The 21,518-nt window shown below is 38.8% G+C and carries 18 protein-coding genes; all 18 read left to right on the top strand.

The window, feature by feature from the left end:
- Nucleotides 1–3: 3 nt before the first annotated feature.
- The 18 genes from gap (at nt 4) to ilvA (ending at nt 21,498) form a co-directional block, all read left to right on the top strand.
- Nucleotides 4–1,002, top strand: coding sequence for a type I glyceraldehyde-3-phosphate dehydrogenase (gene gap, locus LGQ90_RS05495; RefSeq protein WP_229338994.1), 999 nt, complete (start codon nt 4–6; stop codon nt 1,000–1,002).
- A 98-nt stretch (nt 1,003–1,100) separates the two neighbouring features.
- Entirely contained in the window at nt 1,101–1,961 is an 861-nt protein-coding gene (locus LGQ90_RS05490; RefSeq protein WP_229338992.1) for a BadF/BadG/BcrA/BcrD ATPase family protein, read from the top strand.
- Nucleotides 1,962–2,126: 165 nt separating this feature from the next.
- Nucleotides 2,127–3,665, top strand: a complete 1,539-nt coding sequence (locus LGQ90_RS05485) for a YifB family Mg chelatase-like AAA ATPase (RefSeq protein WP_229338990.1) — start codon at nt 2,127–2,129, stop codon at nt 3,663–3,665.
- Nucleotides 3,666–3,783: 118 nt separating this feature from the next.
- Nucleotides 3,784–4,947 (top strand): DUF2891 domain-containing protein, encoded by a 1,164-nt coding sequence (locus LGQ90_RS05480; RefSeq protein WP_229338988.1) that lies wholly within the window; start codon nt 3,784–3,786, stop codon nt 4,945–4,947.
- Nucleotides 4,944–6,164 carry an Nramp family divalent metal transporter gene (locus tag LGQ90_RS05475; RefSeq protein WP_229338986.1) on the top strand — a complete coding sequence of 407 codons (1,221 nt, stop codon included), beginning with the start codon at nt 4,944–4,946 and terminating at the stop codon, nt 6,162–6,164. The genes LGQ90_RS05480 and LGQ90_RS05475 overlap by 4 nt, the downstream gene beginning before the upstream one ends.
- A complete protein-coding gene (pxpA, locus tag LGQ90_RS05470) occupies nt 6,165–6,905 on the top strand; it encodes a 5-oxoprolinase subunit PxpA (protein ID WP_229338984.1) in 741 nt (246 codons plus the stop codon).
- Nucleotides 6,905–7,636: a 5-oxoprolinase subunit PxpB gene (gene pxpB / locus LGQ90_RS05465; RefSeq protein WP_229338982.1), complete on the top strand. Its 732-nt coding sequence runs from the start codon at nt 6,905–6,907 to the stop codon at nt 7,634–7,636. The genes pxpA and pxpB overlap by 1 nt, the downstream gene beginning before the upstream one ends.
- A complete protein-coding gene (locus LGQ90_RS05460; protein WP_229338980.1) occupies nt 7,626–8,495 on the top strand; it encodes a 5-oxoprolinase subunit C family protein in 870 nt (289 codons plus the stop codon). The genes pxpB and LGQ90_RS05460 overlap by 11 nt, the downstream gene beginning before the upstream one ends.
- 438 nt (nt 8,496–8,933) lie before the next feature.
- Nucleotides 8,934–9,170, top strand: coding sequence for a hypothetical protein (locus LGQ90_RS05455; RefSeq protein WP_229338978.1), 237 nt, complete (start codon nt 8,934–8,936; stop codon nt 9,168–9,170).
- Between the two features lie 1,086 nt (nt 9,171–10,256).
- Nucleotides 10,257–10,646: a hypothetical protein gene (locus LGQ90_RS05450; protein ID WP_229338976.1), complete on the top strand. Its 390-nt coding sequence runs from the start codon at nt 10,257–10,259 to the stop codon at nt 10,644–10,646.
- A gap of 827 nt (nt 10,647–11,473) precedes the next feature.
- Nucleotides 11,474–12,280: a sensor histidine kinase gene (locus LGQ90_RS05445; protein ID WP_229338974.1), complete on the top strand. Its 807-nt coding sequence runs from the start codon at nt 11,474–11,476 to the stop codon at nt 12,278–12,280.
- Nucleotides 12,255–12,887, top strand: a complete 633-nt coding sequence (locus LGQ90_RS05440; protein ID WP_229338972.1) for a response regulator transcription factor — start codon at nt 12,255–12,257, stop codon at nt 12,885–12,887. The genes LGQ90_RS05445 and LGQ90_RS05440 overlap by 26 nt, the downstream gene beginning before the upstream one ends.
- Before the next feature lie 87 nt (nt 12,888–12,974).
- Nucleotides 12,975–14,498 carry a carbon-nitrogen hydrolase family protein gene (locus LGQ90_RS05435; RefSeq protein ID WP_229338970.1) on the top strand — a complete coding sequence of 508 codons (1,524 nt, stop codon included), beginning with the start codon at nt 12,975–12,977 and terminating at the stop codon, nt 14,496–14,498.
- A 302-nt stretch (nt 14,499–14,800) separates the two neighbouring features.
- Nucleotides 14,801–16,474: a dihydroxy-acid dehydratase gene (gene ilvD, locus LGQ90_RS05430; RefSeq protein ID WP_229338968.1), complete on the top strand. Its 1,674-nt coding sequence runs from the start codon at nt 14,801–14,803 to the stop codon at nt 16,472–16,474.
- Nucleotides 16,475–16,485: 11 nt separating this feature from the next.
- A complete protein-coding gene (ilvB, locus tag LGQ90_RS05425) occupies nt 16,486–18,219 on the top strand; it encodes a biosynthetic-type acetolactate synthase large subunit (protein WP_229338965.1) in 1,734 nt (577 codons plus the stop codon).
- Entirely contained in the window at nt 18,219–18,758 is a 540-nt protein-coding gene (gene ilvN / locus LGQ90_RS05420) for an acetolactate synthase small subunit (protein ID WP_229338963.1), read from the top strand. Before ilvB ends, ilvN begins: the two co-directional genes overlap by 1 nt.
- On the top strand, nt 18,755–20,224 hold the full coding sequence (ilvC, locus tag LGQ90_RS05415; protein WP_229338961.1) for a ketol-acid reductoisomerase: 1,470 nt from the start codon (nt 18,755–18,757) through the stop codon (nt 20,222–20,224). Before ilvN ends, ilvC begins: the two co-directional genes overlap by 4 nt.
- A complete protein-coding gene (gene ilvA, locus LGQ90_RS05410) occupies nt 20,224–21,498 on the top strand; it encodes a threonine ammonia-lyase IlvA (RefSeq protein WP_229338959.1) in 1,275 nt (424 codons plus the stop codon). Before ilvC ends, ilvA begins: the two co-directional genes overlap by 1 nt.
- The last annotated feature ends 20 nt before the right edge of the window (nt 21,499–21,518 follow it).

Genomic DNA, 21,518 nt, shown 5'->3' with positions numbered 1-21,518 from the left:
AAAATGAGTACAAAAATTGGAATTAACGGATTTGGGCGTATTGGAAGAATTGCCTTTCGAATTGCTGCCCAAAATGAGAATGTAGAAGTTGTAGCTATTAACGATTTACTGGATGTGGATCATTTGGCTTATTTGCTTAAATATGATTCAGTTCATGGAAAATATAAGGGATCTGTTGAAGTAAAAGATGGAAATCTTTTTGTTGACGGAAATAAAATAAGAGTAACATCAGAAAAGAATCCTGCAGATCTTAAGTGGGGAGACGCTGGTGTTGAAGTGGTAATGGATTGTACAGGGATCTTTACAGATCTTGACAATGCAAAAGCCCACCTTGATGCGGGAGCTAGAAAAGTGGTGATTTCAGCACCTTCTAAAACGGCACCAATGTTCGTAATGGGTGTGAATCACCAGGATGTAAAAGCAGATCAGAATATTGTTTCTAATGCATCCTGTACCACTAACTGTTTGGCACCACTTGCAAAAGTGATCGATGATGAGTTTGGTCTAGTTGAAGGTTTAATGACCACAGTTCACGCAACTACCTCTACTCAATTTACAGTAGATTCACCTTCTAAGAAGAATTTCAGACTGGGAAGAAGCGCCATGGCCAATATCATCCCAAGTTCAACAGGAGCTGCCGTAGCAGTAACTAAAGTAATTCCTTCTCTTAAAGGAAAACTTACGGGAATGGCATTTAGAGTTCCAACTACAGATGTGTCTGTAGTAGATCTTACCGTAAAAACTGAAAAGTCTACCAGCTATGAGGAAATCAAAGCTGCTTTCAAAAAGGCTGCTGAAGGAGACTACAAGGGAGTGATCTCTTATACAGAAGAGGAAGTAGTAAGCCAGGATTATGTTTCAGATCCTCATACCTGTAATTTCGATGCAGGAGCAGGAATTGAATTGAATGATAAATTCTTCAAATTGATCGCCTGGTATGACAATGAGTATGGATACTCTTCCAAACTGGTAGACCTTGCTGCTCACGTAGCAACTTTATAGAACTTTTTAAATCTGGAAAAAATTGAGAATGTAGATTTATTCAAATTTATTTTTAAAGTCTCAAGTTTTTCCAGGTTTTATTTTAATCATAAAAGAATATGATATTAATTGCTGATGGAGGATCCACCAAATGTGACTGGATACTTCTGAATAATGAAGGTGAGCAGGTTTTTAAGACCAGAAGTAAGGGGTTGAATCCAGCGGTTTTTAAGGAGCCAGTATTGGAAGAAAGACTGGCTGAGAATCCTGAACTTGCTGAGGTTAGGGATAAAATAGAGAAAGTTCATTTCTATGGTGCCGGTTGTGGTACCCCAACTCCAAGAGAACTGCTAAAAAGCATCATCGCTAATTATTTTACCAATGCCGATGAGGTGCTGGTAATGGAAGATACGGTAGCTGCAGTATATGCGGCAACTACTGAACCCGGAATCGTTTGTATTCTTGGTACAGGTTCTAACTCTTGTTATTTTGACGGAGAAAAGATCCATCAGGCAGTAGATTCTCTGGGCTATATTCTTATGGATGAAGCTAGTGGAAATTACTTCGGAAAAAGACTTATCAGGGATTATTATTACAAAAGAATGCCTCCTGAGATCGCTGAAAAGTTCGAAAAAGAATTCGATTTAAATTCAGATACGATTAAGATGAATCTTTACAGAAAAGATAATCCAAATACATATCTGGCCCATTTTGCTGAATTTATTTTTAAGAATGAGCGTAATGGGTATTTTTATAAGCTTCTGCATGAGGGATTAACAGATTTTGTGCATTCCCGCGTGATGAGTTATCCTCAGGTAAATTCAGTTCCCGTGCACTTTATTGGAACCATCGCATTTTTCAGCGAAGATATTATACGCGCGGTGTTACAACCCTATGGGATAGAATTAGGTAATATCGTGAGAAGACCTATTGATGCTTTAATTGAATATTATAGAAAGAATGTGATTAAAATTTCATAAAACTCATTTTCAAAATATTTGGAAAGCCTCGCAAAAGCGGGGCTTTTTTTGTTATACATTCTGAAATTTTAAAATGTAAATAGCTGAAAGTGCATTTCTTATAGAAAAAATATTACATTTAATTCAATCAATCTAAAGCCCTACCTTTTATAAATTCAAGGAATAATGCTTGTAAAAGTTTACGGCAGCGCTGTATTTGGTGTGGAAGCTACCACCATAACTGTGGAGGTTAATGTGGCTTCAGGGATTGGATATCATTTAGTAGGTCTTCCAGATAATGCCGTAAAAGAATCCAGTTATCGCATTGCTGCCGCTCTGCAAAACAATCACTATAAGCTTCCCGGTAAAAAGATCATTATCAACATGGCTCCTGCCGATCTTAGGAAAGAAGGTTCTGCTTACGATCTAACCTTTGCTTTAGGTATCCTGGCCGCTTCAGATCAGATCAAAGCAGAGAATATATCAGATTATCTAATAATGGGAGAGTTGTCCCTGGATGGAAGCCTTCAGTCTATAAGAGGAGCCTTACCCATCGCTATTCAGGCGAAAAAAGAAGGTTTTAAAGGATTTATACTTCCGGAACAGAACGCACGGGAAGCAGCTATAGTTTCAGGACTGGACGTTTATGGAGTAAATAATATCAGGCAGGTAATAGACTTTTTTAATATTGATCTGAAATTGGAAAGAACCGAAATCAACACCCGGGAGATTTTCTATGAGAGTCTGAACGATTTTGAATTTGACTTTGCTGATGTAAAAGGACAGGAATCAATTAAAAGGTGTATGGAAATCGCTGCGGCCGGCGGTCATAATATAATCTTAATTGGCCCGCCCGGGGCAGGGAAGACCATGCTGGCAAAAAGATTACCGAGTATTTTACCTCCCATGACCTTGCAGGAAGCCCTGGAAACTACCAAAATTCATAGTGTCGCCGGAAGAATTAAAGATAATGTTGGGTTGATGGCGCAAAGACCTTTCCGGAGTCCGCATCATACGATTTCAGATGTTGCCCTTGTTGGCGGCGGAGCTTATCCACAACCGGGAGAAATTTCCCTTTCCCATAATGGTGTTTTATTTCTGGACGAACTTCCGGAATTTAAACGCGGAGTTCTGGAAGTAATGCGGCAACCACTGGAAGATAGGGAGGTGACTATTTCAAGAGCAAAATTCACCGTTACCTATCCCTCAAGTTTTATGCTGGTTGCAAGTATGAACCCAAGTCCCAGCGGATATTTCAACGATCCGGGTGCTCCGGTAACTTCATCGCCAATGGAGATGCAGCGATATTTGGGAAAGATCAGCGGCCCTTTATTAGATAGAATAGATATTCATATAGAAGTGACTCCGGTTCCTTTTGAAAAGCTTAGCGAGGAGCGAAGGGGAGAAAGCAGTATCTCCATTAGAGAAAGAGTGACTCATGCCAGGGAGTTTCAATCTGCAAGATTTAAAGAGCTTGAAAATATTCATTACAATGCGCAAATGGGACCACGGCAAATAAGGGAATTCTGTAAACTGGAAGATAGTTCTAAACACTTGCTTAAAACAGCCATGGAAAAACTTAATTTATCTGCGAGGGCCTATGATCGGATTTTGAAAGTTTCAAGAACTATTGCCGATCTTGAAAATAGCGAATCTATCAAAGGAGATCATTTAAGTGAGGCGATACAATACCGAAGTTTAGATAGAGAAGGTTGGTTGGCCTGAATATCTTGAGCTTTAATTAACTAAACCTAACCTGCTTTTTTATATTTTTGGGAAGACCAATAAAAACCAGTCTACAATTTCTGAAATTAAATTCTTCAGAAACCAACAACCTAAACTGATGAAAAAAATTTTTTTAATCCTGCTCTGCCTTGGTATTTTCTCTTGTAAGGGCGATCAACCTGAAGAAGTAAATAATAATGAAACTACTACAGATAGTCTAAATACAGAAGATCTAATTCCTGAAGCATTAAAGACCAATAAAGCAGTGGTGTTAAACCTGGAGGAAGCTAATAAACTGGTAGAATTACCGCTTAATTGCCTGGATACTGAGTATCCAAATAAACTTGGCCAAACCCTGGAGAACAAAGAGGCTATGGGAGAACCTCATGAGCTTCATCCCGCATTTTATGGGTGTTTTGACTGGCATTCCTCGGTTCACGCACATTGGTCTCTGGTGAGCCTTATAAAACGATTTCCAGATGTTGAGAAAAAAGAAGCGATACGTGAGAGTCTAAAGAATTCATTAACTGCTGAAAATATCCAGGCAGAGATAGAATATTTTAAAAGAGAACATAGTGATTCTTATGAGCGCACCTATGGCTGGGCTTGGCTGTTAAAACTTGCTGAAGAACTAAAGACCTGGGAAGATCCACTGGGGCAAGAATTATCAAAAAACCTACAGCCACTTTCAGATCTCATTGTTCAAAAGTATATGGAATTCCTTCCTAAATTAAATTACCCAATCCGGGTGGGAGAGCATACCAACACGGCATTCGGTCTTGCATTCGCTTATGATTATGCTAAAACCACAGAGCATACAGAGCTTTTAGAACTGGTGAAAAAGCGTGCTCAGGAATTTTACCTCAGGGATGATAATTGTCCGGTTTCGTGGGAACCAAGCGGTTACGACTTTCTATCTCCCTGTCTTGCTGAAATTGATATTATGAGAAGGGTTCTCCCTAAGAATGCTTTCAGTCTATGGATGGACGATTTTATGCCACAGCTCAAGAATGAAGATTTTCAAATGGAAGTTGGAGAAGTTTCAGATCGCACCGATGGTAAACTGGTGCATCTCGACGGACTCAATTTTAGCAGGGCCTGGGCTTTCTATGGTCTCGCTAATCAATATCCCGAAAGTTTTGGACATCTTAAGTCGCTTGCCAATGAACATGTATCTTATTCGTTTCCCAATCTGGTAGGAGATACGTATGAAGGAGGCCATTGGTTGGGAAGTTTTGCTCTTTATGCTTTACAGGAATCGGGGAATAAGCCGAAGGATTGAAGAATTTCTTCAAAAATTTAGGCCCGGGTATATTAGTTTCAGCGGCTTTTATTGGTCCGGGTACAGTGACCGTTTGTAGTATTGCCGGAGTAGAATTTGGTTACTCGCTACTGTGGGCATTGCTAATTTCGATTTTTGCCTGTATAATTCTTCAGGAAATGTCTGCCCGGCTGGGACTTATCTCCGGGCAGGGTTTAAGTGAATGTATTCGGGAAGAAATGAAGAACCCGGTAATAAGGATTTTTACCCTTTTCCTTATATTCTCTGCGATCGTAATAGGTAATGCTGCTTATGAAGCTGGAAATATCACCGGGGCTGTACTGGGTATGGAGGCAGTTTTTACATCGGTGAATTTTCAAATTGGAGCTTTTGATCTGAATATATGGAGCTTGTTTATTGGCGGAATAGCCTTCACCCTTTTGCTTTTGGGAAGTTATAAGAAACTGGAAAAGGTCTTTATTGTACTGGTTATTTTAATGAGTATTTCTTTCCTTTTAACGGCAGTTTTAACGCGGCCAGATATCTCTGAAATATTCAAAGGATTTATTCCCGGTTCATTTGATGCCGGACTACTGACGATCATTGCGCTGGTTGGGACTACCGTAGTGCCTTATAATCTTTTTCTTCACGCTTCTTTAGTAAGCGAAAAATGGACCGGATCCAAATATCTGGGGGCAGTTAGAAAAGAACTTGTTTTTTCATTAGCTCTTGGTGGCCTGGTTTCCATGGCAATAGTAGTCTGTGCTGCAGCTTCCAATATAGATCAAATAGAAGATGCGGGAGATCTTGCTTTAGGCCTGGAACCTTTATTTGGGAATTCAGCGACGATATTTCTTGCCATAGGTTTGCTGGCCGCAGGAATCACCTCTTCGATTACAGCACCGCTAGCCGCCGCATATGTGGTGCAGGGATGTCTGGGATGGAAAGGCGGAATGAAGTCCAGGAAATTTAAAATGGTCTGGATGAGCATAATTGTTCTCGGGGTAATGTTCTCTTCTTTGGGGATAAAACCAGTAGAAATTATTCAGTTTGCACAAATTGCCAATGGTCTGGTGCTCCCAATCATCGCAATTTTCTTATTTTGGATAGTGAACCAGAGATCGGTATTGGGTGAGCATAAGAACAGTCTATTTCAAAATATCACTGGTATAGCGGTTATAGCGCTTGCCGTATTCCTTGGAGCAAAATCTATTTTTAATGTTATACAGAATTTTTAGATGGAAAAAATGATACATATTAACTGCGACCTTGGGGAAGGCGGCAAATTTGATGAAGCGCTAATGCCTCTTATTTCAGCCTGTAATATTGCCTGTGGTGGCCATGCCGGGAATTTGGAAACAATGCATAGAACGGTGAGGCTGGCCATGGAGCATAATGTTGAAATGGGTGCACATCCATCTTATCCCGATAAACAGAATTTTGGAAGGGATCATATGGAAATGTCTGCAGAAGATCTCAAACTTTCTATCGAAGGACAGATCTTAAGTTTAAAACAGATCGCTGAATCTGAAGGTGGAAAACTAACACATATTAAACTTCACGGAGCACTCTATAATGATGCTGCAAAAGATGAAAATATCGCCAGGATAATCGTAGAATGTCTGGAAGAACTGGAAGAAGATTTCAGACTTTATGTGCCTGTAAATTCTAAAATTTCAGAGCTGGCTATGGGTAAATTCAATCTCTTTTTTGAAGGCTTTGCAGACCGTAATTATAAGGAAAATTACGACCTGGTTTCAAGGTCGGAAAAAGATGCATTGATCACTCAAAAAGAAAAGGTTTTTGAGCATGTTTTTTCTATGTATAATGATAAGAAAATAAGGGCACTTTCCGGGGTGAAAATAGAAGCTAAAGCAGATACTTTTTGTGTGCATAGTGACACCCCTTCCTCAGTTGAAATTATCGATTTTCTTCATAAAAAATTTGCTGAAAAAGGAATAGGAGTAACGAACACTTAATGGCAGAATTTCCAAAAATAGCACCCCTGGGAGACCGGGGAATTTTGATCAGTTTCGGGGATGAGATCAGTCCTGAGACTCTTAAAAAAGTGTTGTTTTACAAGTCGAAAATAGAAAAATCGAAGTTTAAACAAAAGATTGAAGTAACTAACACATACAATTCATTATTAATTATTTATATGTTCACTATAGAAGATATCTATAGTGAGTTTTCAAGATTAAAATCACTTATTGAGGAGGCTAATATATCAAAAAAAAGGAACTATAGAATTTTTCATCTTCCTGTATGTTATGATAAGAAATTTGGCCTTGATCTCGATTATATTTCCAGGGTAAATAATCTAACCAAGAGCGAAATTATTCAACTGCATACTGCACCGATTTATCAGGTTTATTTTATCGGTTTTTTACCTGGTTTTTTATATCTGGGAGGACTTGACGAAAAGCTCAAAATATCCCGAAAAAAAACACCCAGAAGATCAGTTGAAAAAGGCTCCGTTGGGATAGGTGAAAACCAGACTGGAATCTATCCAAAAAACAGCCCTGGAGGATGGCAGGTTATAGGGAGATCTCCCGTTAATTTATTTGATAAAAATAATGTTCAGCCAAGTCCTTTTTCCGCAGGTGATAAAATAAAATTTATAGCGACTTCCAAAGAGGAATATTATGAGATCGAAAAGCAAATTGAAAAGGGAAATTATAAGCTGAAAACAGAAAATCATGAAGGCTGAAATTGAAGTTTTACAACCCGGATTATTTTCAACAATTCAGGATCTCGGAAGATTTGGATTTCAAAAATTTGGTGTCCCTCACAGTGGAGTTATGGATAGATATGCCATGCGCATTTGTAATCTGATTCTGGGTAATCCTGAAGAAGCTTCAGTTTTAGAAATTACTATGCAGGGACCGCAATTAAAATTTAATGCTCCAACATCAATTTGTATAAGCGGAGCTGATCTTTCTCCTGAATTAAATGGGGAACCTATCGAGAATAATACATTTATTGAGATTCAGCAAGGGGACATCCTTAAATTCGGAACGCGTAAATCTGGTTTCCGCAGCTATCTGGGCATTCTTGGCGGTTTTCAGACAGAATTTATAATGGAAAGTTTTAGCTGGTATGAAGGTCTTACCGAAAATTTCAGATTGAGGAAAGGAATAAAACTAAGCTATAAGTCACAACGATTAGCAATAACTGAGACACATTCAAATTTAAAGTTAGATATAAATTACTTGAATAGGAATGAGGTTGAGGTGTACCCGGGACCGGAATTTGATCAGCTTAGTGCTACACAGCAAGATCAAATCTTCAATTCCCAGTTCAAAACTGATGATAGCAGTAATAGGATGGCGGTTCAGTTTAAGGAAGACCTTATAAATGAACTTCAGCCAATTATTACCTCTCCGGTAATGCCGGGAACTGTGCAGTTAACTCCTTCAGGAAAAATAATTGTTTTAATGAGAGATTGCCAGACTACGGGTGGTTATCCCAGGATTTTGCAACTTTCGGAAAAAGGGATCCAGGTGCTTTCACAAAAATTTCCTGGAGAGGAAATAAATTTTAAAGAAGTTAAATATCCTGAATTATAACCTCTCCTTTGGAGAGGTCGGAACTGAATTTCAGTTCCGGGTGAGGCCAAATAAAAAAGTGCCACCGCGGTTTAGCGTTATAGAAAAGACCCTACTCAGAACTATAACAAACCTTGGATAGCACTTTTTTGCCCCAAAACACTTTAGCTTTACTAAAATGACTGAAACAAATATAGACCAGAACTTCGTTGGTGAAAAGGGGAAAATTCCCCTTTGTTTTTAAACGGCTTTGAAATAATACAGAATTATTTCATTTTTACTATCCAATATATCAACAAATACACCTAAAATGCAAAAACCCAAAAATGTATCAGTAAAGAAAGGGCTAGAGAGCTCCAGGGAGACTGGAAAAATACCCGAGCCAAAGAAATAGACAATGTTCAGGGCTATGAAGATACCCGCGAATTCTGGTATAGCTTAGAGGAATTACAGGAATATTTGGATTATGTAAAAGAAGAATCTAATAAGCAAGGAGTAAAAAAAGCCGGAGTTCGTATTTACTTTGGTTTGTACCCGAAATCAAATGAAAAGAAAAGCTATGCTACCATTTTTTTAGCTCCCACTAAAGAAGTTTCTGCAGAAGGAGATCTGGGGGCTGCTATTAATCAGGAAAACAACTATGAAATTGATCCTTTCAATACATCTCAGGGTGGTGAACCACCAATCAATTATTAGATTCTTTTGTTAGATCATTTACTTAACTCCCTGCCGGTATTCTTGTTAGAATTATTAGCTGCCCTAGCTGGGATTTATTATTTGAAGAAAGCTATAAGTCCCACCTATGAATACAAGCTATTGGTTGGGTTTCTATGGTTCAGTTTCTTTGTGGAAATTGCAGCTTTATATACAATAATAGCTTATTATTCTAACTACGAATATTTTGGTTTTATAAAGGGAAGTAATTTTCAGCGCAATTACTGGCTATATAATCTTCGTAATATAATTGAATATATTATCTATATACTTTTCTTTTTAAGTCAGCTTAAAGAGTCTAATTTTAAAAAGCTCCTACAAACTTTCGCTTTTTTATTGGTGCCCGCAATGATTTTAAACTTAATCATTTCGGATGTCTACTTTCAATCGTATTCCCAGTTTACTATCCTTGTTAATGCTCTTATGTACCTAATTTTAATTCTTAGGTATTTCTATGAAATGTTGCAAAGCGATATAATATTAAATTTCTACAGGTCCTTAGCCTTCTATGTTTCCGTAGGAGTTTTATTATGGTATTTATCTATTACTCCTTTTTTTATTTACAGTAAATATTATGAAGCTACTAATATGGAATTTGTAGAGTTGCAAAGGATGGTATTAGCTACAATGAATATTTTTTTTTATAGCCTGTTTATTTTTGGGTTCTTAAACTGCGGTATTAAAAAAAGATCACAAATTAAAAATGAAGCTCCCACCTGAGTTTGTAATAGGCTTTCGCTAGAATTTATTTAAACTTGTGGTGTATATTTAAAACAAGGCCAAGAATCTGGAGAGACCAAAAAAAGTAGAAAATAGCTTTAATATAAAAAAGTGCCTACTCGATTTAGCGCTATAGTAAAGACCCTACTCAAAACTATAACAAATCTTTGCCGACACTTTTTTGCCCCAAAACACTTTAGCTTTACTAAAATGACTGAAACAAATATAGACCAGAACTTCGTTGGTGAAAAGGGGAAAAATCCCCTTTTTGTAGTTGTTATATAGATTTCCTTCTGAATAATTCTATTTTTAACCTCATTCAAAAACAAATGCTAACCAAACTTTTCAATGATGGAAAAACCAAACAAGTGTATTACAATTCAAGAGGCTCGCGAAATTCAACAAGAATGGTGGAAAACAAGACTTGATGTAACAACTAATGGGAGTAAGCATGAAGATACCTGTGAGTTTCATTTCACTTTAGACGAATTACAAGAATATCTTGATTATGTAAGGGAGAAATCTGAAGAAGCTAATATTTCCAATCCAGGCATCAATATTTGGTTAGGTGCTTATAAGGCTAAAGAAAACAGACCCAATTTGAGTACTATCTTCTTGTCAGCAACCAAAAAGAAAAATACTACTGAAGATGATGGTTCAGGAAGAGATTATGAAGAAAACACCGAGATTGAACCATTAAATGAAAATGGCGGACTTTGGCCACCCTTTGCTTACTAATTATAGAAAATACTAAGTGGTAGAATTTATTATTGAAAATAAGCTTTACGTCATCCCCATATTTGAATTTTTGGTGATGTGCACATCTTTAGCTTATTATTTTAAGTTTAAAGACAGCTTAAAAAGGGAAATGAAGTATTTTATCTTTTATCTCTGCTTTATCTTTTTTGCAGATACTTTTGGTCTGTACCCTATTTGGGCTTTTTATGATAATTTTGAGACCCTGCCCTTTCTTAAAGACTCACCTTTCCATAGAAATTTCTGGTTGTATAATATAGTCAGGGTGGTAAACTATCTGGTAATAGGTAATCTCTTTGTGGCCCAAATTGAAATCCTTAAAAAATATCATCTGAAAAAAATATTGCACTGGGTTCTATTATTTTTTGGGGTTTACTCTATCATTTGCTTCAGTACATTTGGAAATTTTTTATACGCCGAAGATATCTCGGTGATACTAATAGGAACGTTTATCGTATTTTTTTGCCTGATCGCATTCTTCTTTGAAGTATTACTATCCAATAGAATTTTGAATGTGAACGTTGATGCTCTTTTCTATATTGGAATCGCTATTTTTATATGGCAATTATGCATAGTTCCTATAAAAATCTATACTTCATATTTTAATTATTCAAATCCTGAATTTATTAAGTTGTACGCTACTGTTTTACTCTATGCCAACATTTTTTTGTATTCTATGTTTCTTTTGGGTTTCTATATGGATTATAGATTTAACAGAAAAGCAGAAGATCTGATCCAAAACTAGAAACCCCGGTTTTCCTTCATTTTACTTATTTTATGTATACTTGTTAGTCTAATCAGCTACTAAAATGCTTCGTAAAGAAGAGATCTTACTAATTGTTTATTTTATCCTGGTCATTCTTTTTCTGGCAGGTTTTACCATTTTATTTTTTATAACCTATCAAAGGCGAAAGAATAAGATCCTTCAGGAGAAATTCCAGGCTGAACAGAATTTTAAAACAGAATTGACCAACGTCCGTTTGGAGATACAGGAAGCTACCTTAAAAAATGTTAGCTGGGAATTGCATGATAATATTGGTCAATTATTAGCCGTAGCCAGCATTCAGTTGAATATATTGAACAAGAAAGTTTCTAAGGAAAATCAAAATGGATTGAAGGAAGTTAAAGATCTGGTAGCCGATTCCCTTGCTGAAGTTAGAGCGCTTTCAAGATCATTGAATAATGAAGTTATAGATTATGTAGGTCTGGAAGCTTCCGTAAAAAATGAAATAGATCGTTTTAATAGATTAGAAGTTATCAATGCTAAGCTGGAAGTAGAAGGTGAGAGTTATAGCATTCCGCAGGAAGACAGTATTATACTTTTTAGGATATTACAGGAGTTCTTTTCTAATGTCATTAAATATGCCAGTGCTTCAAAACTTGAAGTGAAATTCACCTATAATTCTGAGAATCTTCAGATCTATGCATTTGATGACGGAAGAGGTTTTGAAATGGAGCACCAGGAAACAGGTTCGGGATTGTTGAATATGCGCAGTCGTGCAGAATTGATAAATACCAATTTCTCCCTGAATTCTTCTATAGGAGAAGGAACTTGGCTATCTTTACAATATCCAACCAAGATTAAATCAAATGAACAAAACGATAATAATCGTTGACGATCATAAACTTTTTGCGCAATCCCTACAAATTCTGGTCAATTCTTTTGACGGTTTTGAAGTGATTGAAGTTTGTAAAAATGGGGAAGAGCTTGTAAATTACCTTCAGGCAGGAAATCCTAGGCCAGATCTTATTTTGCTGGATATGCGAATGCCAGTGATGGATGGTATGCAAACCATGAAATGGTTAAAAGAAAATCATCCAAACCAGAAAGTACTTACCCTGACGGTAGATCAGGAAGACGAGACCATTATTAAAATGTTGAGACTGGGTTGCAGAGGTTATCTTTTAAAAGATATAGACCCTGAAGAGTTTGAACAGGCACTAAATGCTATAGATCGCACCGGGTATTATTCAAATAAAACAATCTCAGAAGCTTTAAATAAAGAGGAAAGAAAGCTTAAATATGAAGAGCTTACGGAAAGAGAAATGGAGTTTTTAAACCATGCTTGTAGCGAACTTACCTATAAAGCGATCGCGGCTGAAATGAACCTTAGTCCTAAGACCGTTGAAAATTATCGTGAGAGTCTGTTTAATAAGCTTCACGTAAAAAGTAGGGTGGGTCTGGTCATCTTCGCGATTAAGGAAGGTATTTGCGAAGTTTAAAAATTCATTCTTCGATTCTTTCTGTTTGTTCTAATTCTAAAACTGCTATTTCTGCAGTATCTTCGTTTATTAAAAAATTAGATTGCCGTGATAGATTCAGCAAAAATTGAACTTAGAAATTTAAAGGTTAAAGACTATGAGGAACTAAAGATCTCCATGGTAAAAAGTTACCAGGCGATGCCCGATGAATATTGGAGCAAGGGAGAGATCAAGACCCTGGTAAATAAGTTCCCTGAAGGTCAGCTTTGTATTGTTATCGACAATCGTATCGCCGGTTGTGCCTTATCGATCATCGTAGATTATGATAAATTTGATGATACTCATAATTATGAAGAGATCATTGGCGGTGAAAATTTCTCCACGCATACCAAAAATGGAAATGTACTTTACGGAATAGATGTTTTTATCCATCCAGAATTCCGTGGAATGCGCTTGGGTCGTAGGCTATATGAAGCCAGGAAAGAACTTTGTGAGCATTTAAATCTAAAGGCGATCATTTTTGGCGGGCGTATCCCCAATTATTCCAAATATGCCGATGAACTGACTCCGAAAAAATATATAGACAAGGTAAAACTTCAGGAGATTCATGATCCCGTATTATCCTTTCAGCTGAAAAATGATTTTCACGTAAAGAAAGTGATCAAGGGATACCTGCCGGGAGATCATGAGAGCAAGGAGTTCGCCACCTTAATGGAGTGGAATAATATTTATTACACCAAACCTCAGAAACTGGTGAATACCACCAAAACAGTGGTAAGACTCGGATTGGTGCAATGGCAGATGCGTCTTTTCAAAGATTATGATGCGCTGGTTTCTCAGATCGAATTTTTTGTGGATGCGGTAAGTAATTATCAGAGTGATTTTATCCTTTTTCCCGAACTTTTCAATGCTCCTTTGATGGCACAATTCAATCATCTGTCTGAACCCGAAGCGATTCGCGGACTTTCAGATTATACGGAAAGATTGCTGGAGACTTTCAGAGAATTCGCGATCAACTATAATATAAATATTATTACCGGAAGTATGCCTCTACCGGAAGGAGAACATATGTATAACGTAGGTTATCTATGCCGAAGAGATGGTAGCTACGAGCGATATGAAAAGCTGCATATCACCCCGGCTGAAGAAACGGCCTGGGGAATGAAAGGCGGCAACAAACTGGAAACCTTTGATACCGATTGTGGGAAAATAGGAGTGCTTATTTGTTACGATATTGAATTCCCTGAAGTTTCAAGATTACTGGCAGAAGAAGGTATGAATATACTATTTGTGCCGTTTATGACCGATACCCAGAACGGATATTCCCGGGTTAAGATCTGTGCGCAGGCCAGGGCAGTAGAGAATGAATGCTACGTGGCCATGGCGGGATCTGTAGGAAACCTACCAAAGGTTGATAATATGGATATCCAGTATTCTCAAAGCGCGGTCTTAACACCATCAGACTTTGCCTTCCCGGTGAACGGGATAAAAGCCGAAGCTACGCCAAATACTGAAAGTACCTTGCTGGTAGATGTGGACCTTGATCTTTTAAAGGAGCTGCATAACTTTGGAAGTGTTCGTAATATGAAGGATAGAAGAAAAGATCTTTACTCACTTAAAAAGAAGAAGTAATAAATAAGATTGTCATTTCGACTGAAAGAAGAAATCTCTTTTAAAATGAGATTCCTCACTGCGGGATCTAATTATTATAAATCAAAGCCATCTTTTCTGATGGCTTTTTTTTTATACCCTGAACTTAATTTTGACCAATTAGGATTTATTAGCTATCGTAAAACAAAATGATTTAAAGTATTGAAAAACAAGTGTTTATGATTTACAAATTCAGTTTGGGATTAATTCAGCAATTATAAACTTCCCCAAACACTATAGTTAACCAAGTATTTTTAAATCTTATTGAAACCGAAACGAATTAAATGAATACCAAATATAGCAGCACTATAACCCAAAGTGATTCTCAACCTGCCTCGCAGGCGATGCTTCACGCCATAGGATTAAGTAAGGAAGATCTTAAAAAACCTTTTGTAGGAATAGGAAGTACCGGTTATGAAGGTAATCCCTGTAATATGCATCTAAATGATCTTGCTAAAGAGGTAAAAAAAGGAACTCAAAAGACGGGAATTAACGGACTCATTTTTAATACCATCGGCGTAAGTGATGGTATCTCTATGGGTACTCCCGGGATGCGTTACTCGCTGCCTTCTCGTGATCTTATTGCAGATTCCATGGAAACCGTAGTTGGAGGTATGTCTTATGACGGGTTGGTTACTGTGGTTGGTTGTGATAAAAATATGCCCGGCGCACTAATGGCCATGTTAAGACTGAACAGACCTTCTGTTTTAGTGTATGGCGGAACGATCGCTTCAGGTTGTCATAATGGTAAAAAACTGGATGTGGTTTCCGCATTTGAAGCCTGGGGTTCGAAAGTCTCCGGTGAAATGCAGGAAGAAGAATATCAGCAGGTGATAGAAAAAGCCTGTCCCGGCGCAGGCGCTTGCGGGGGGATGTACACCGCCAATACCATGGCTTCAGCAATCGAAGCTTTAGGAATGAGCCTGCCCTTTAATAGTTCAAATCCCGCAACCGGTCCTGAAAAAGTTCAGGAAAGTGTAAAAGCTGGAGAGGCAATGCACTATTTACTGGAAAAGGATCTTAAACCAAAAGATATCGTCACCGCCAAATCACTGGAAAATGCGATCAGGTTGCTAACAGTTCTGGGTGGCTCAACCAATGCCGTGCTTCACTTTTTAGCGATCGCCAAGGCTGCAGAGATAAGTTTCGGCTTAAAGGATTTTGAAAGGATTTGCGAGGAAACTCCTTTCCTGGCAGATCTTAAGCCAAGCGGAAAATATTTGATGGAAGATATTCACAGAATCGGGGGAATCCCGGCGGTGATGAAATATATGTTGGAAAAAGGATTACTTCATGGCGAATGTATGACCGTTACCGGAAAAACTATCGCCGAAAATCTCGAAGATGTTGAGCCTTTACCATTCGATCAGGATGTAATTCACCCTGTGGAAAAACCTATCAAAGCCACCGGACATATCAGAATTTTATACGGAAATCTGGCTTCGGAAGGTTCCGTAGCGAAAATTACGGGAAAGGAAGGTTTGGAATTTAAAGGGAAGGCAAGAGTTTTTAACGGTGAATTTGAAGCTAATGAAGGGATTTCCTCCGGAAAGGTTCAAAAAGGAGATGTCGTCGTCATTCGCTATGAGGGCCCCAAAGGCGGACCAGGAATGCCGGAAATGCTGAAACCAACTTCCGCCATCATGGGAGCAGGACTTGGTAAAAGCGTGGCCCTTATCACCGACGGAAGATTTTCAGGAGGAACTCACGGTTTCGTAGTGGGACATATCACTCCGGAAGCCCAGGAAGGTGGTTTAATCGGACTCCTGAAAGATGGGGACGAGATAAGTATCAATGCTGAAACTAACAGAATTGAAGCCCATCTTAGTGATGAGGAAATCGAAAAGAGAAGAAAAGCCTGGAAAGCACCGGCTTTTAAGGTAAAGGGAGGAGTACTCTATAAATATGCAAAAATGGTAGCATCAGCTTCAGAAGGCTGTGTTACAGATGAATTTTAATATGGTGAATTATGCAGGTAAAGACAGCAAGTTTCGAAAAGGTAAACACTAAGAACACTTTGACCGTTTCAGGAGCTGAAGCGGTGATTAAATGTTTGCTAGAAGAAGGTGTGGAAACTATTTACGGTTATCCTGGAGGGGCGATCATGCCCGTCTATGATGAGTTGTACAAATATCAAAAGGAAATTCACCATGTCCTCACCAGGCATGAACAGGGTGCCACGCACGCCGCTCAGGGTTACGCCAGGGTTTCAGGAAAAGTAGGGGTTGCCGTAGCAACTTCCGGTCCGGGAGCTACCAATCTGGTCACAGGAATTGCTGATGCCCAGATAGATTCTACGCCCCTGGTTTGTATCACCGGGCAGGTGGGTTCTCATTTGCTGGGTAGTGATGCATTTCAGGAAACCGATATTGTAGGTATTTCAACGCCTATCACTAAATGGAATTACCAGATTACGAAAGCAGAAGAGATTCCGGAAGTGATTGCCAAAGCTTTCTATATTGCTAAATCTGGAAGACCGGGACCTGTACTTATTGATATCACTAAAGATGCTCAATTCGCTTCATTGGAATTCAGTTATAAAAAATGTTCCGGCATTAGAAGTTACAAGCCCTATCCGGAATTAAATCTTTTGGAAGTTGAACGTGCCGCTGATGTGATTAATAATGCTAAAAAACCAATGATCGTCTGGGGCCAGGGAGTGATTCTTGGCGGGGCGGAAGAACTTTTCAAAAAAGTAGTTGAAAAATCAGGAATCCCGGCTGCCTGGACCATATTAGGCCTTTCCGCACTTGCTACAGATCACCCACTGAATGTTGGCATGGTAGGCATGCATGGAAATTACGCGCCGAATATGCTTACCAACGAATGTGATGTTTTGATCGCCATCGGGATGCGCTTTGATGACCGGGTGACCGGAAATCTTGAAAAATATGCGAAACAGGCAAAAGTGATCCATTTTGAAATAGATCCTGCCGAAATAAATAAGAATGTAAAAGCAGATTATCCAGTTCTGGGCGATGTAAAGGAAAGCCTGAAAGCCCTGCTGGAACTTTTAGAGCCTAATTCCCATAAGGAATGGCATCAGAAGTTCAAAGATATGTACAAAACTGAATACGAAAAGGTCATCAAAGGAAATCTTGATATTAATAAAAAAGATCTGGGGATGGCAGAGGTTATTCAGCAGATCAATACACAATCTAAGGGAGATGCGATCATCGTTTCAGATGTTGGTCAGCACCAGATGGCGGCCTGCCGTTATGCTAAATTCAACGGAACAAGAAGTAATGTCACATCCGGAGGATTGGGAACCATGGGCTTTGCCCTTCCCGCAGCTATCGGAGCTAAAATGGCAAAACCAGATAGAGATGTAGTGGCAATTATTGGAGACGGTGGATACCAGATGACTATCCAGGAACTTGGTACCATTTTTCAAACAAAGGTTCCGGTGAAAATTGTGCTTTTAAATAACGGATTCCTGGGGATGGTAAGACAATGGCAGCAAATGTTTTTTGATAGGCGCTATGCCTCTACCACAATGATAAATCCGGATTTTATTACCATCGCTAAAGGATATCATATTGAGGCAAAACAGGTTACCGAAAGAAGTCAGTTAAAAGAGGCCGTGAAGGAAATGATGGAAAGCGAGGATGCTTATTTCCTTGAAGTGAAAGTTGAACAGGAAGAAAATGTGTTCCCGATGATCCCGACGGGAGCGGCAGTTTCAGATATATTATTAGAGTAATGGAAAAGAAAAATTATACCGTTTCAATTTATACCGAAAATAATCTTGGTCTCTTATCCAGGATTGCCGCTATATTTTTGAAAAGACATATCAATATTGAAAGTATCACCGCTTCGCCAAGTGAAGTGAACGAAGTAATGCGTTTCATCATTATTGTAAGTGTTACCGAAGAACAGATCAAAAAGATCGTGGGCCAGATAGAAAAACAGATCGAGGTGATCAAGGCTTTTTATCATACCGATGATGAGACAATCTATCAGGAAACAGCCTTGTACAAGATAAAATCTGAAGAATTCCTGGATGATCATAATATCCAGGATTTTATAAAAGAGACCAATGCCCGCATTGTTACCGTTACCAAAAAATTCTTTGTGATAGAAAAAACAGGGAAACGCAGCGAGGTGGATGCTCTTTACGAAAAATTAAAACCTTACGGATTGATGCAATTTGTAAGATCGGGAACCATTGCGGTTACCAAGAACGAAATGCCCATATCAGGAATACTAGAAAAATTTAATACCACAAACTCATTATCATGACCAATTATTTTAACAGCCTTTCTACAGCGGAAAAACTTAATCAATTAGGTACCTGCAGATTTATGGAGCTGGATGAATTCAGTAACGAAGCAGATGCATTGAAAGATAAAAAAATAGTCATTGTAGGCTGCGGTGCTCAGGGTCTTAATCAGGGCCTTAATATGCGTGACAGCGGTCTCGATATTTCATATGCTTTAAGAGAAGGAGCAATCAGGGAGAAAAGACAATCCTGGAAAAATGCCACGGAAAATGATTTTAGAGTAGGCACCTACGATGAGTTAATTCCGAAAGCAGATCTGGTGATCAATCTTACGCCAGATAAGCAACATACTTCCGTCATTAAAGCCATTCAGCCACACCTTAAAAAAGGGGCAGTTCTTTCCTATTCCCATGGTTTTAATATCGTGGAAGAAGGTATGAAGATCCGTGAAGATATCACCGTGATCATGGTAGCACCAAAATGCCCGGGATCTGAAGTTCGCGAAGAATACAAACGTGGATTTGGTGTACCAACCCTAATTGCCGTGCATCCTGAAAACGATCCGAAAGGAATTGGTCTGGAATGGGCAAAAGCATATGCCTATGCTACAGGTGGTCATAGAGCCGGAGTGCTTGAATCTTCTTTTGTAGCTGAAGTGAAATCAGATCTTATGGGAGAGCAGACCATTCTTTGCGGGGTGCTGCAAACCGGTTCGATCCTCACTTTCGATAAGATGGTTGCTGAAGGTGTAGATAAGAATTACGCTGCAAAACTTATTCAGTGTGGTTGGGAAACAATTACTGAAGCTTTAAAACATGGTGGAATTACCCAGATGATGAACAGGCTTTCAGATCCGGCCAAATTAAGAGCCTATGAAATATCTGAAGACCTTAAGAAAACGATGCGTCCGCTTTTTCAAAAGCATATGGATGATATTATTTCAGGTGAGTTCAGTAGTCGAATGATGAAAGACTGGGTTAATGATGATACCGAGTTGCATACCTGGCGAGCCGAAACCGAGAATACTGCTTTTGAAAAAACCGAAGCAACTTCTGAAAATATCTCTGAACAGGAATATTTTGATAAGGGAGTTTTGCTGGTCGCCTTTGTAAAGTCGGGAGTTGAGCTGGCCTTTGAAACTATGGTTGATGCCGGGATCATCGAAGAATCGGCTTATTATGAGTCGCTACATGAAACTCCGCTGATCGCTAATACCATCGCTAGGAAGAAATTGTATGAGATGAATCGAGTCATTTCAGATACAGCTGAATATGGTTGTTACCTGTTCGATCATGCTGCCAAACCTTTGATCAAGGATTATGTGAATTCCCTTGAGCCAGAGGTTGCAGGAAAAACATTCGAAGGAAAAGAACCAGAGAATCAGAAACTGGAGAAAGTAAATGCTGAAGTAAGAAATCATCCTGTTGAAAAGGTCGGAGCGAAATTGAGATCTGCCATGACCGCAATGAAGAAAATATACGCCTAATGGATACTTTGCTGGAAAAAGAAAAAATATACAAACCGAGTCTCGAAGCCGTTAAACAGGCTTCAGAACGAATTTCTAAAGTAGTTTTAAGAACTCCTTTAGCCGAATCTTTCACTTATAGCAAACGCTTTGAGGCCAATGTCATGCTGAAGCGGGAAGATCTGCAACAGGTGAGATCGTACAAAATTCGGGGGGCGTATAATAAGATTTCCAGCCTTCCGAAGGAACAGCTTGAAAAAGGAGTTATTTGCGCCAGTGCCGGGAATCATGCACAGGGCGTGGCTTTCGCCTGTAATAAACTGAGGGTGAAAGGAGTGATTTATATGCCTGGTACAACACCGCAGCAAAAAGTAGAGCAAACTCAAATGTTTGGCGGGGAATGGGTTGAAGTGGTTTTAAAGGGTGACACCTATGATGATTCCTTTAAAAGTGCCATGAAACGCATGCATGAACAGGGTCTTGTTTTTATTCATCCCTTCGATGATGAAAAAGTGATCGAGGGCCAGGCGACTATTGCCTTGGAGATCCTGGAGCAGGCAGATGAGCCTATAGATTATATTTTCGCTCCCCTGGGCGGTGGTGGACTTTTGGCAGGTATTTCTTCTATGTTTAAGGAGTTGTCGCCGAACACGAAAATTATAGGTATAGAACCTCAGGGTGCACCTTCCATGAAAACTTCCTTAAAAGAGGGTAGAGTGGTAGAGCTGGATAATATCGAAAGGTTTGTTGACGGTGCTTCGGTGCAGAAGGTAGGAACAAGAAATTTTTCCATTTGTAAAGAGAATCTTGACGAAATGATCACGGTTCCTGAAGGTAAGATCTGCCAGACCATTCTGGATCTTTATAATCAGGATGCTATGGTCGTAGAGCCCGCAGGAGCTATGGCGATTTCTGCTTTAGATTTTTATGCTGAAAAGATAAAAGGGAAGAATGTGGTTTGCATTGTTAGTGGCAGCAATAATGACATAATCAGAATGGCAGAGATCAAGGAGAGAGCTTTGCTTTATTCAGGTTTGAAGCATTATTTCGTGGTGGTTTTTCCGCAGAGAGCAGGTGCCTTAAAGGAATTTGTAGCAAAAGTTCTTGGGCCTAATGATGATATTACCCATTTCGAATACTCTAAAAAGCACAACAGGTCTAACGGTCCTGCGGTTGTGGGTATCGAATTAAAAGATCCCAATGACTTCGAACCATTGGTAGACAGGATGAAAAAGAGAAATTTCTACGGGGAATATTTAAACAATAATCCAAATTTATTTCAATTTTTGATCTAGTAAATACCTGTGAATTAAAA

This window comes from Christiangramia sediminis (genome assembly GCF_020552705.1).
In the GTDB taxonomy this organism is placed as follows: Bacteria; Bacteroidota; Bacteroidia; order Flavobacteriales; family Flavobacteriaceae; genus Christiangramia; species Christiangramia sediminis.
The sequence above is the reverse complement of the archived record's forward strand: the minus strand, read 5'-3'. Positions and strand labels throughout refer to the sequence as shown.

Bases quoted from the DNA above. Each gene is read 5' to 3' on its own strand.
- LGQ90_RS05490 (WP_229338992.1), top strand. From the start codon at position 1,101: ATGATATTAATTGCTGATGGAGGATCCACCAAATGTGACTGGATACTT.
- LGQ90_RS05460 (WP_229338980.1), top strand. From the start codon at position 7,626: ATGAAGGCTGAAATTGAAGTTTTACAACCCGGATTATTTTCAACAATT.
- LGQ90_RS05480 (WP_229338988.1), top strand. From the start codon at position 3,784: ATGAAAAAAATTTTTTTAATCCTGCTCTGCCTTGGTATTTTCTCTTGT.
- ilvA (WP_229338959.1), top strand. From the start codon at position 20,224: ATGGATACTTTGCTGGAAAAAGAAAAAATATACAAACCGAGTCTCGAA.
- LGQ90_RS05485 (WP_229338990.1), top strand. From the start codon at position 2,127: ATGCTTGTAAAAGTTTACGGCAGCGCTGTATTTGGTGTGGAAGCTACC.
- ilvC (WP_229338961.1), top strand. From the start codon at position 18,755: ATGACCAATTATTTTAACAGCCTTTCTACAGCGGAAAAACTTAATCAA.
- ilvB (WP_229338965.1), top strand. From the start codon at position 16,486: ATGCAGGTAAAGACAGCAAGTTTCGAAAAGGTAAACACTAAGAACACT.
- pxpA (WP_229338984.1), top strand. From the start codon at position 6,165: ATGGAAAAAATGATACATATTAACTGCGACCTTGGGGAAGGCGGCAAA.
- ilvN (WP_229338963.1), top strand. From the start codon at position 18,219: ATGGAAAAGAAAAATTATACCGTTTCAATTTATACCGAAAATAATCTT.
- gap (WP_229338994.1), top strand. From the start codon at position 4: ATGAGTACAAAAATTGGAATTAACGGATTTGGGCGTATTGGAAGAATT.
- pxpB (WP_229338982.1), top strand. From the start codon at position 6,905: ATGGCAGAATTTCCAAAAATAGCACCCCTGGGAGACCGGGGAATTTTG.
- LGQ90_RS05450 (WP_229338976.1), top strand. From the start codon at position 10,257: ATGATGGAAAAACCAAACAAGTGTATTACAATTCAAGAGGCTCGCGAA.
- LGQ90_RS05440 (WP_229338972.1), top strand. From the start codon at position 12,255: ATGAACAAAACGATAATAATCGTTGACGATCATAAACTTTTTGCGCAA.
- LGQ90_RS05445 (WP_229338974.1), top strand. From the start codon at position 11,474: ATGCTTCGTAAAGAAGAGATCTTACTAATTGTTTATTTTATCCTGGTC.
- ilvD (WP_229338968.1), top strand. From the start codon at position 14,801: ATGAATACCAAATATAGCAGCACTATAACCCAAAGTGATTCTCAACCT.